Origin of the sequence: Colwellia sp. E2M01, from assembly GCF_018860585.1 — a bacterium.
Taxonomy (GTDB): Bacteria; Pseudomonadota; Gammaproteobacteria; order Enterobacterales; family Alteromonadaceae; genus Colwellia.
Genome location: NZ_JAHKPR010000001.1, coordinates 15935 through 27503, shown reverse-complemented (window position 1 = coordinate 27503; position 11569 = coordinate 15935). Strand labels below are relative to the sequence as shown.

Annotated in this window: 9 protein-coding genes; 5 read left to right on the top strand and 4 right to left on the bottom strand. The window is 35.0% G+C overall.

Annotated features, from left to right (window positions below; translation table 11 throughout):
- Positions 1-24: 24 nt before the first annotated feature.
- Positions 25-1188, top strand: a complete 1164-nt coding sequence (locus tag KO502_RS00110; protein ID WP_216020520.1) for an O-antigen ligase family protein — start codon at positions 25-27, stop codon at positions 1186-1188.
- Positions 1189-1449: 261 nt separating this feature from the next.
- On the opposite strand, the gene KO502_RS00105 is transcribed toward KO502_RS00110, so the two are convergent.
- Positions 1450-3747, bottom strand: a complete 2298-nt coding sequence (locus KO502_RS00105; RefSeq protein ID WP_216020519.1) for a hypothetical protein — start codon at positions 3745-3747, stop codon at positions 1450-1452.
- Between the two features lie 789 nt (positions 3748-4536).
- On the opposite strand from KO502_RS00105, the gene KO502_RS00100 reads away from it, so the two are divergent.
- The 3 genes from KO502_RS00100 (at position 4537) to KO502_RS00090 (ending at position 7578) form a co-directional block, all read left to right on the top strand.
- Positions 4537-5745: a TIGR03087 family PEP-CTERM/XrtA system glycosyltransferase gene (locus KO502_RS00100; protein WP_216020518.1), complete on the top strand. Its 1209-nt coding sequence runs from the start codon at positions 4537-4539 to the stop codon at positions 5743-5745.
- 95 nt (positions 5746-5840) lie between these two features.
- On the top strand, positions 5841-6425 hold the full coding sequence (locus tag KO502_RS00095) for an acyltransferase (protein ID WP_216020517.1): 585 nt from the start codon (positions 5841-5843) through the stop codon (positions 6423-6425).
- On the top strand, positions 6418-7578 hold the full coding sequence (locus KO502_RS00090) for a right-handed parallel beta-helix repeat-containing protein (RefSeq protein ID WP_216020516.1): 1161 nt from the start codon (positions 6418-6420) through the stop codon (positions 7576-7578). The genes KO502_RS00095 and KO502_RS00090 overlap by 8 nt, the downstream gene beginning before the upstream one ends.
- Positions 7579-7727: 149 nt before the next feature.
- On the opposite strand, the gene KO502_RS00085 is transcribed toward KO502_RS00090, so the two are convergent.
- Positions 7728-8687, bottom strand: a complete 960-nt coding sequence (locus KO502_RS00085; protein ID WP_289846755.1) for a glycosyltransferase family A protein — start codon at positions 8685-8687, stop codon at positions 7728-7730.
- Between the two features lie 216 nt (positions 8688-8903).
- Here KO502_RS00085 and KO502_RS00080 point away from each other — a divergent pair, with 216 nt between their 5' ends.
- Complete coding sequence (locus KO502_RS00080; RefSeq protein ID WP_216020515.1) at positions 8904-10037, top strand: GNAT family N-acetyltransferase; 1134 nt, start codon at positions 8904-8906, stop codon at positions 10035-10037.
- A 91-nt stretch (positions 10038-10128) separates the two neighbouring features.
- Here KO502_RS00080 and KO502_RS00075 read toward each other — a convergent pair whose 3' ends face one another.
- Positions 10129-10863, bottom strand: coding sequence for a DNA-3-methyladenine glycosylase I (locus KO502_RS00075; protein ID WP_216020514.1), 735 nt, complete (start codon positions 10861-10863; stop codon positions 10129-10131).
- Complete coding sequence (locus tag KO502_RS00070; RefSeq protein ID WP_216020513.1) at positions 10850-11560, bottom strand: hypothetical protein; 711 nt, start codon at positions 11558-11560, stop codon at positions 10850-10852. Before KO502_RS00070 ends, KO502_RS00075 begins: the two co-directional genes overlap by 14 nt.
- Between the last annotated feature and the right edge of the window lie 9 nt (positions 11561-11569).

Below are 11569 nucleotides of genomic sequence, written 5' to 3'. Positions count from 1 at the left end.
AATATGCGTTGGTGGTCTGCCAGTGTGCCTAACCTCCCTTATTCATTTATAATAGTTGTCCTTTTAATATTTTTTACACTTCTAAATAAAAACTTACTTTCTAAAAATAAATTTTTTGCTATTCCCCCATTTAAATGGATGGTTCTGTTTATCCTTTGTTATGTAGCCGTAACTCCACTCGCTGTATTAGATATTTTACATAATCAAGCAACCATAGACTTTATAAAGTTAGGAATAATTACATATTTTATATTTAAATGTTGTGATTCGTATAAAAAATTAGATTGGATGTTATATAGCTATATTGCAGGAAGTTCTTATATTGGTTTTCAAGCAATGCAAGTTGGACGAAATGCTATGGGAAGAGTAGAAGGAATTGGTATGGTTGATTCTCCAGACTCTAATGGAACTGCTGCGGCAATAGCTTCTAGCTTAGTATTCTGTTTATATTATTTTTGGTTTACTAAAAATAAATTGGGAAAGCTATGTTTTGTAATTGCAGGAGGCTTAATCACCAACGGCTTAATTCTAATAAATAGCCGAGGGGCATTTTTAGCTGTATTCGTTAGTATTACTTTATTTTTATTCTCCGTATATTTTTCAAAGATAAATTTACGGTTTAAGAGAACATCCGTTATTTTCATTATACTAATGGGTCTTTTGGCTCTTTCAATTATAGTCGATAAAACGACTATTCAGCGTATTCAGACCATGCAAAATTATGAGGTTAATGAGGGGGCAGAAAGCGGAGCTACTAGAACTGTTTTTTGGAAAGCAGCTATAGATCTATCAAAAGATTATCCACTTGGTACTGGCTATAAAGGATTTGAATATTTTGCTCCTTTTTATATACCAGAAAATATTCATACAGGTAAAAGTAAAAACCGTGCTGTTCACTCTACTTGGTTCGAAGTACTTAGTGAGGTTGGTTATCCAGGATTAATAGTTTTTTTATTACTCATTTTTAGCTCTATAAATCACCTAAGAAAAACAATTATTACGTTGAAAGGGCGAGGGGATATAAAAGGTTACTTTAAAGTTATAGCAATTAGATCTTCATTTATTGGATTTCTTGTGCTTATGACATTTTTAAATAGGGCTAGGTCTGAAGTACTTTATTGGTTAATATTGTTTTCTGGGATTGCATATAATTTATTCGTAGTTCAGAAAGCTACAAAAAATGATTAGGCCGTTTAGTAGATCTGTCATTTACTGTTTATGTTGTAATCAATTATGTAATCAATTATGTAATCAATTATGTAGTGAATTAGGTTTGTGCCCTAAGCGTCCTTATACTTTGAGAACTGCATATCCTTAATTTTTGTCGTTTGAATCATAAGATATTCGAATATTAGTATACGTTCGTCGAAGGTAGTGTGTAATGACCTACTAATTGATATAAACTAGGTCATTACACATTTATTGTACTCCATTTCAAATTGGAAAGTATCACCGAACATTAATCTTATATTTTAAAAATAGTGGAGATTTATTGTATGTCTCTATTGTGTCACCATTTTTCAAGGCAATGTACAAACTCATACTGTCAGCATCGAAGGCTGCTCCCCTAAGTTTAGCTTTAGTTAGGGTGTCAAGTATTCCGTAATCATATGGTCTTACATCATAAGTGGCGATCTCGCCATTTTGAACTTTGATTAAATCACTAACCTTCCAAAACCAAACATAGTTGTAGATATCTGCCGCCACATTGGCACAAGGCCCCCCACATACAGTACCATCGTCTTGTGTACCTTTGTATGTAATACCATGTTCATGCCCGCCTGAAGCGCCTAGCGTCACATATGTGTTTGTTCCGGGTACAATAAATCCATATGAAGCCTCAGATATCTCTGTCCACAGTGCGTTTTTGCCATCCTTATTTTGGAAAGTGTCACGGGTATGTCCTTCTTCATAAGTATAAACAGAGGTATCATACAGCCTATTAGCTAAGCTGAAGTCTAAAACAGGAGTGGTTTCTATCGCTGAACCAGATGCTTTTGTTATTAGATCTATTTCAGGATAAAATAGAAACCCTGATGGGCCTATAGATAGTCTCGAATGAATAGAACCACCTGAGAAGCCACTAATATAACTTCCCGCTAGCTGGTCTCGCCAATATTCAGGAATTGGTGTCATCCATCCTGACGTATGTGCGGCACCTTCAAGTTGGAATGGCCCGACGATTGCAGAACCTTTCAAGTTAGATGGGTCCTGAAAAACGACGGTAGTATCTGTTTCTGTACCAGGGCCATCATACCAATTGATATAATTAACCACTAACTTTGACTCAATAAGTTCCATGCCGGTGATCCTGAAATAATTATCAATACCCGTATCGACTCTGTCAGTCTTATAAAAGTTAGAAAAGTTTTGAATAACGTCATTCCCTATATTGAAATCATTGATATCCCTGCTATTTACTATTGCTGGAATTTTAAATTCTGCGATTCCTTGTTCATAATCATGACTAACAACAAAAAGGGAGGTGTTGTCCTCATTAAGTGCAATAACTCCGGGAGAATAATTCAAATTAGCATAATCAGTATCGCCATATTTTGCAGCTGATAAACGAAACCCTCCTTGGTATTTAAAATCATTGATTTCTAATAATGGAAATTTAGCTGGAGTTGAAGTGATAATTATATTGTCGCTACTATCTTCACCTTTATCATTCCAAATAGTTAACAAAAATTCAAAATCTTCTGCTGTATTCGGTAACTCAAAAGAGATCAAACAACTCGAATCATTATCAAGTGTAATAGGGCTACCTGAAACCTGTACCCATGAGATGCTGAGTTCATCGCCTTCAGGGTTTATACTTTGGCTGCAATCTAAGGTTACCTCTGAACTTGGTGCTAGGACTTGATCTTCACCAGCATTTGCAATGATTAGCTCATCAATAGGGTTTATAATTATGGAAATTGAGTCGGTGTTTACCGCACCATAATCATCTGTAACAGTTAATTCAAAAACTAAAGTTTGAGCACCATCATCTACAGCTAATGTAGGAGCAATAAAGGTTGTATGGGCTGAAAATGGATCATTTATTTCTACTTTCATACCGTCGATCTGTTTCCAAGTCGTTGACTTGATTGTGCCATCAGAGTCACTTACTTCTCCAGAAAGTATCACAACATTTCCTTCGTCATCTTCAAAATCAGAGCCAACATTAACTAAAGGGGCTTCATTGACTGGGTTTATAGTAATGGAGATTGAATCATCACTTTTTGCGCCTGAGTTATCTATAACCGTCAACTTAAAGACTAATACTTGTGCACCTTCTTCGGATGATACTGTAGGAGCAATAAAAGTTGTAGTAATAGAGGAAGGATCATTTATTGCTACTTTTATACCTTTGGTCTGCTCCCATAAAGTTGACTTGATTGTGCCATCAGAGTCACTTACTTCTCCTGAAAGTGTTACAAATTTTTCTTCGTCATACTCAAGATCAGAGCCTGCATTAACTAAAGGGGCTATATTAACTGGCTCCACAGGAGTAACTGGGTCAATAGGAGTAACTGGGTCAATAGGAGTGACTGGGTCAATAGGAGTAACTGGGTCAACAGGGGTAACTGGGTCAACAGGGATAACTGGGTCAACAGGGATAACTGGGTCAACAGGAGTAACTGGGTTAACCGTTACTTTAACAGTTGAGGAGCTTTTAGCTGCTAAATTGTCAGTTACCGATAGCTCAAAAACTAAAACTTTTGTTTCTGGTACGTTAGGAGCAACAAAAGCTGTTTTCAATGATGCTTTATCATTAAGTTTTACGTTTGGTCCCTCTAATTGAGACCAGGATGTTGAAACAACTGTTCCATCAATATCGCTAGATTGCCCATCAAGGACAACTATATCTTTTTCATTATAAGCGACATCAACTCCGGCACTAACTACGGGAGGAGAATTAACAACCGGTTTTTCATTATCTGTTACATCTATAACTTCTGGAGGGACGGTAACCTGTACCTCTATGGCACCTTCACCACACCCAAATAAAATAAAAGCAAAAGCGGTAGCTAAACAGCAAGAAAAGTTAGCTTTTAAATTTTTATTCATAATAAGAACTCCCTTTGTTCGTTTATTGCCAAGACATTATGATAGGAGTTGTTAATTCTATGAGCTAAGCGCTCATTCCAACTTACTGCAATCAGATACTAAGGCAGTATAGACTATAATAAACTTAGTGATCTAATAACTAACGTGGCAATTTATACTTTATTTCATTTGATAAGGTATAAAGTTTTACGGTAATTGTAACTAGCGATAATATGATCTTGATTTCAACGATAAATTACATTTTGAGATTAACACTGATTAAAAACATCTAAACCCGATTAAATGTAATTATTTTTCCTATAAATAAGCTGCGGTGTAGTCACATAAAATTGAACTAATATAATAAAAAATATTACGCGTTGCTTTATTATACTTATTAATAAACCTCATTAACATTAAATATTATCCTGCTTTCTTAGTGAAAAAAATATATCATTTATTAAAATATATAGTTCGTATTAAAATCAGGTAGCAAAAAACGTGAATATCCTTTTTCTCGCACAACGAGTGCCCTTTCCTCCCAATAAAGGGGAAAAAATTCGCACCTTCAATCAATTAAAATTTCTCGCAGAACAGAAACATAAAATAAGTGTTTGTGCGCCTATTGAGCAAAATGAAGATGTTAATTATTTTAAAGAGTTGGCGGATAAATATTGTGAGAATGTTATAAGTCACGAATTAACGGTAAAGCCGTTTAGATTAATTAAGGGGTTATTAAAAGGGCAAGCATTAAGCGTTGCTAACTTTTATACTAAGAGGTTACAAAGTAAATTTGATGATTTATTACAACAAGAGTGTTTTGATGTTGTTATTTGTACCAGTTCAGCCATGGCGGAATACATTTACCGAAGTACGAGTATCAAAAAGTTAAAAAAAAAACCAATGTTGTTAATGGACTTTATGGACTTAGATTCTGATAAGTGGCAACAATATGCTCAAACATCTAATTGGCCAATGAAGTGGGTTTATCAACGAGAAGCTAAAATATTAGCTAAGTATGAACAACAAATAACGCATGATTTTGATGTGAGTTTTTTCATCGCTGATGCGGAAGTTGAGTTATTTAATTCGCGATGTAGTCATGCAGGAAAAGTACTAACAATGGGTAATGGCATGGACACTACAGCCTTTATTCCTGCAACGATTTCTCCAAATAACGAAGCCCCTGTATTTTTGTTTACTGGTGTAATGGATTATAAACCGAATATAGACGCTGTGATTTGGTTTGTTGAAACGGTGTGGCCAAGTATTTTGACTAAATATAAAAAAGCGCGCTTTATTATTGCTGGTATGAATCCCACCTCGCTAGTTAATGATTTAACAAATATTACAGGTATTGAAGTAACTGGTTTTGTTGATGATATATTACCTTATTATCATCAGTCAGATTATTTTGTTGCTCCGTTTAGGTTGGCTCGTGGTGTTCAAAATAAAGTGCTACAAGCATTTGCGTGTGGGTTACCCGTTATTTCAACGCCTATGGGCGCTGAAGGCATAGATTGTACTCAAGATGAACATATCCTAATTGCTAATAGTGAAATTGATTTTTTAAGTGCTGCAGAAAGATTAGAAGATGATAAGGCGTTTCGTGCCAAAATTAAAAATAATGCATTATCGTTAATTCATGAACACTATTCTTGGCAAGGTAAGTTGCAAGTATTAGATGATGTACTGAATGATCGGTTGTAGCTTGGGGTGTATGCTAAAAATGATATTATTAGCACTCAAGTAGATCTACATTTAGATTAATTGACAGTGAACTTAAAGATTAAGGCGAAAGTGTTTTGAAGGCATTAATTAAAACAACCCTATTTACTATTGTAGCTATTGTTATGCTCCCAATAACATTGCTTTATTTTATCTTGAATGCAATTGTAGACAGCGATACTTTGTTATCAGGTTTTAGTCAATTATTAAGTCTTATCCCAGGTAAGTTTGGGGCATATCTTAGGGCAGGTTTTTATCGATTTACCCTTACAGAATGTGCTCCTAATGCTGTTATCTCTTTTCTTGTTTTATTTTCGCAACGAGATACTCAAATAGCATCGGGTGTTTATATCGGTCCACAAAGTAATATTGGTAAATGTAAAATAGGGGCTGACACACTAATTGGTAGTGGTGTTCATATTATGAGTGGTAAAGGTCAACATAATTTTGATGATTTATCTAAGCCAATCAAAGATCAAGGCGGAAAGTTTACAAAGGTAACTATTGGTCGAGGTTCTTGGGTTGGCAATGCTGCACTTGTTATGGCCAATGTAGGTAATCACTGTGTGGTAGCAGCAGGTGCTGTTGTTATAAATGATGTTGAAGATTATTCTGTTGTTGCCGGTAACCCAGCTAAGGTTATTAAAAAGCTAAATGAATAAGTATGTTAATTCAGGGTTTATATTTTTTTTTATTCTGAACTTATTGTATAGCGCACTTGCTAAAGCTTTAACGATTAATACAGGTGATATTTTTCAAGCTACATTACTGCCTCAAACGAGCATCCCCAATTATTATAAAACCTACGCGGTTAACAATGTTAAACAAGTCTACCAAGCTCTAAATACCATTAAAAATGATCAAGGTTACAGCGCCATTATATTTAATGAGGGTGTTTATCATCTTAAACACACATTGAATATTACCTCGCCCAATTTAATGTTTTTATCAAAATCGGCTGATCCATCTAACACTATTTTACGTGGCAATGGCATGAAACCCACCAAGGGGGTCGATAATTTATTATATATAGCAGCCCCTAATTTTATCATTGATGGTTTAACACTGGAGCAAGCTGGTAATCACCTTATTCAAATCGCTGGCGAAAAAGGTGCTCGAAAGCCAATTATTAGAAATGCAATCTTACAAGATAGTTATGAGCAATTAATTAAGGTTACTTATTCTAAGAAACACCGAGATAAATTTTCAAATGAAGGGGTAATTGAAAATAATTTATTTCGCTATACTAAGGGTGTTGGCCCTAATTACTATATTGGAGGTATTGATGCTCATGGGATTAGAAACTGGGTAATTCAAAACAATATATTTGAAAACATTGCTAGCCCAAGTAAATACATGGCTGAGCATGCCATTCACTTATGGAATGATACTTTTAATAATGTAGTAAAAAATAACTTAATTATTAACTCTGATCGAGGTATCGGTTTTGGGATGAGGATGCAAAACCCCAACTATATTTATCACTCAAACTTTGGTGGGGTTATTGAAGACAATATTATTTATCACGAGAATAACAACAATAAATTTTCAGATGTAGGGGTTATTCTCGAAGGTAGTCCTAACACTATGATTGAAAATAATATCATTTTTTTAGAACATAATTACCCTAATGCTATTGAATATAGGTTTGAGCAATCAACCAATATAGTTATTAAAAATAATACAACCAACAAAGATATTCAGCAGAGAAATGGTGCCCAAGCATCGGTGAAAAAGAACAACGTTATAAAGCTGCGTGACGTTGATATCATTAAGGCTATTAATAAGTTTAAAGAGCTTAATTTTATTAAATAGTTCTATTTGTTAGTGTAACTTAATGGAAGTCATAATAGCTTCATTAACGTTATTACTTGTTTAATAGCAATGTACTTATCGTAAACCTTCCAGGTGCAAGCTACACTTTGTTGCAATTTATAAAATGAGTGTTCGCCTTTATTTTATGATTAAACCTTAAATGATTTGAATATCCCTCCTATCGTGCCTATGACCCTTGCTGGGAAGTAGGTAATATAAAACTGAAGAACTCGGCAAAAGCTAACTTCTTTTCGGACTAATTTATATAACCTTAGGCTGTAAAGTACGAATGGCAACAGAAAAGAAAATAGAGTTAACAGTGTAAATACCGTGTTATTAGTGAACATGGTACCTATAAAAATCATTAATAGGATAGGTAAAGCAATAGGGATGATGAAGCTAGGAACCTCCCTTAAAGGGATATCTCGCCCACTAATTGATTGTAAATTTGACTGACCTCGCCAAATCTCTTTTTTGTACATTTCTTTGTATTTCTTATCTTCACCTAAATGTACGTAAGTTGCTTTAGATGTGTAATAAAGATTGCCAAGTTGATTTATTTGGTCGGTAAAGTAGTAATCTTCACAGGTTATTAGGTGTTCAGGAAAACCGTTTACCTTTTCAAAGGTCTGCTTAGATAAAAATAAGTTTCGTCCCGGTAAAAAACTAACATTACAGTCTAAATCAGCATTACTTAAGGCGGTTCTTATTTTTTCTAGGGGAGGGGCGTTTTCACTATTAGCTTGTGCTGCACTCGCTAATACGCAGTTTTCTTGCTCAGAAAGTGTTGATAACATGGTGTTTAGCCAGTTTTCGGAGAGTGAAACATCGGCATCTAAAAAGGCAAAAAACTCTCCTGTAGATTGGCTTGCGCCAAAATTTCTTAACGCTGAAATTGTTAATCGATCCTCTAAAAAGGAGATTATTAGGTTGCTGTTCTGCTCTGCAAGCTTGGATAACTCAACTAGGGACTTATTCTGCGTTACTACTATAATCTCATAAGATGTTGTCTCGGCATTTTGATTGAGAATAGAAGTGACTGTTTGTATAAGCATCTCTTCTCGCCCTTTATGAGGGATAATAAAAGAGACTTTTTTGTTATTAGTCAATTTAGCTTCCTAGTTTAGTGTGCGGTTTGAAACAGACGTAAAAAATGAGATTATCGTTTGTTTTTCCATTATGATTACCGCTTATTAAAAATAAATTATTGATTATAATTAATAATTCATAGCATCTACAGATGGTGAGATATTTTGCATTAATTGTGAGCAGATGTAAAAATAGTTTTAAAGTTTTATATGTAAATTCAATAGTACAGAGGTTTGATGTCTATAAAAAAACATACCATAACAATCAAGCCTTTTGATAAAAGTCAAAAAGAAAACCTTGGTGATAAATGGCAGTTATTGGAAAGTAACTCTGATTGTAGTGTTTTCCTCTCTTGGTTATGGATAGGTAACTGGCTTGATGCTGTCAAAGGTAACCTATTTATTGTTGAAGCTATTTGCGACGATAAAACTGTCGGTTTAGGTTTGTTTGTTGAAAAGTCACGTAAGGTTTTTGGTTGTTTTCCTATTAAACAATGGTTACTTCATAAAACAGGGATTCAACAACAAGATCAAATGTGGATTGAGTATAATGATTTTCTACTGGACGCATCTTGTGAGTCGTTAGTTAGAGAAAAAATGATCAAAGCCGTTGGTAATTTTGACCCATCAATTAAAGAAGTCATCATAGGCTTGTCAGCCTCAGAAGAACTTGATTTATTCACTCAGGCTTTCGCTAAATTACAGTTTTTAGCTACAAATATCGTTAAGACCAATGGCTACTTTGCCTCGTTATCAGCGACTAAAGATGCTTTCTTTACACAAGTTCTTTCTAAAAATACTCGTAATCAAATATCTCGTAGTAAAAAGCGGTTACAAGCTCAGGGAACTTTACGTTTTGAGGTGTTTTCTGAGCCGCAAAAACTAATGACGTTGTATCCTAAAATTGCCCGTATTCATATTGACCGTTGGCAAGATACTAAAGAGGGAAGTGGCTTTTCTAACCCTATTTTTGAGCAATTCCATCACTCGATTGTCGCTCATAATGCTAACAACATGGTACAAATTGCAGTTTTGAGCTTAAATGATGTTGAGTTAGGTTATTTAGTTAACTTTGTGTATCGTAATAAAGTATATTTTTACTTGTCTGCTTTACAAGATAGTCCAGATAATAAAATTAAAGTTGGGATGACGCTACATAATGAAGCTATTCAATATTATGCCGAACAAGGTCTTGAATCTTATGATTTTCTGGGTGGAGAGGCGCGTTATAAAAAGTCATTATCAAATAATCAATATCAGTTAGAAATGATTTGTTTTTATCGTGATAGTTATCTTTTAAAAATCGAATGCTTATTGAAATCTTGTAAGGCGAAGTTATTAGCAATATTCACCGATAGCGAGCAATATTAATCTGGTAACCAATAGGTTTATACGCTTTTAAAAACCGGATCCCCGATTAATATACCACGGGGATGACGTCGCTAGGTGTAGGGTATTACTGTTAATCAACCTGCACATTATTATCGCCACTGGAGAACGCAATTAAGCGGCTCAGTTGCGTTAACGTATAACCGCTTTGCTCTTGCAAATCATTAAAATGGTTTTGAATAGCGGTTAAACTCTTTTTACTTTGTAAGCCACCATCAATAATTTGTTGAGCACGTAAATACGCTTCAACATCAGTACTTAGAATAAAAGTATCTTTACCTAGCAACCTCAAAGCGTAAGGGCCAGTATTACCACCTAAACGTTGACCGTGTTTTTTTAAGTGCGCCCATAAACCAATAATGTCTTTACTTGGCCAATCTTGTATAAACTGTGCGAAGCTGCCGCCACTAATTTGCTGATCAAATATCATTTGCGCATTAGCTTTTATGGTTTTTACTTTATTGAAGTTACGAATTATTTTTGGATCTGCGGCTTTTCGCTCTAGCATTTCTTCGGGCATCATTAACACTTTTTCAATATTGAAATTAAAAAAGGTTTCTTCAAAATCAGGCCACTTGTTTTCTACTACTCGCCAAACAAACCCCGATTTAAATATCTGTTTGGTAAACGCTGCTAGCACTCGGTCATCACCTAAATTGGAGATGTTTTCTTGTGCGGCAGAGTCGTCGACTAATCGCTTACCAATGATTTTTTTGCCAAGTAGTATTTCGAGCGCCAGTTTTCCAGATTTTCTGTCGGCTGCGCGATTAAAAATTGCCTCAAAGCTTTCAGGTTTATTTAAATTCATAGGTATAGCTAAATCCAACTTTATTTATTTGACCAAAATTATCATCTGAAATAAAAGCAAAAAGGTTAAATGAGTTTTGTGAGTTGAGTTTATAGCTTATGCCGCCACCGCCCCACACATTACTATAATCATTTGAGCCCATACCTCCACCAGCAAAGGCTAATGCGGTCCAATGTTCATTAATAGGACGTATAGTAAACGCTCCGAGGTAACCACCATTACTGGTATTTTGTTGCATTACTATACTGTCTTGTAAAGTATCGCTTTCGGTAGGGGTAACGGTTTCTCCGGTATTATGGTTAAACCCGGCCATAGGAAAAACCATCCATTTGCCGGTATCTACACCTAATACATTTAAAGGCAGAAAAGTACCAAGAGAGTAATTGTTTTTATAGCCGCCTTCATCATATTCAGAGCGGCTTACAGCAAAGTTAATAATACCAAAGTCAAAAAGCCATGAGCCACCTAAGCGCCACTCACTGGCATCAAAGTTAGTTTTTGCGTTAAGTTTACGGGTTGCATCAAGCGCTAATGAGCCAGAGATAGTTAAATCTTCTGTATAACCTAAGCCTATTTTAGTAATGACTTTAGTTGGATCATTAGGATCTTTTTCTGGCTTTGTTAGTTCAGCGGCAAAAGATAAGCTACTTGTTAAAGCCAGAGGTAATAGTAGTGAAAGGTTGGTAAAGTTACGCATAAATATTCC